At 69.3% G+C, this 378-nt stretch carries 1 pseudogene; it reads left to right on the forward strand.

From position 1 onward, the window contains the following. Positions 1–378, forward strand: a pseudogene (locus D7Y04_RS45025) (hypothetical protein); the annotation flags it as partial.

The raw sequence follows: 378 nt of genomic DNA on the forward strand, positions 1-378 counted from the left end.
GCTTCTGGCTGCTGGTGCCCCTGGCGATGGCAGTGGTGCTGGTGGCGCCCGGGGCGCTGCGTGGCCGGCTGGTGAAGGACCCGTCCGCCGTGGCCATGGTGGAGGGCATCCCCGAGTCCTTCATGCGCCGCATCCGCCTGGAGTGCGTCGGCGTGGTGCTGCTGCACGTGGGACTGGTCCTCGCGCTGGACCTGTCTCCAGGGCGGTACCTGCTGCTGTACGCGCTCTATGGGCTCAACTGGTCGGCGCAGCAGTACGTCACCCACGCGCACAGCCCCAGGCATGTACTGGACGGGGCGCACAACCTGCGAGCCCATCCGCTGTACGAGTCGCTGCTGCTGCACTTCAACTGGCACCTGGCCCACCACCAGCACCCGC

The sequence above is a fragment of the Corallococcus sp. AB038B genome, assembly GCF_003668955.1.
GTDB lineage: Bacteria > Myxococcota > Myxococcia > Myxococcales > Myxococcaceae > Corallococcus > Corallococcus exiguus.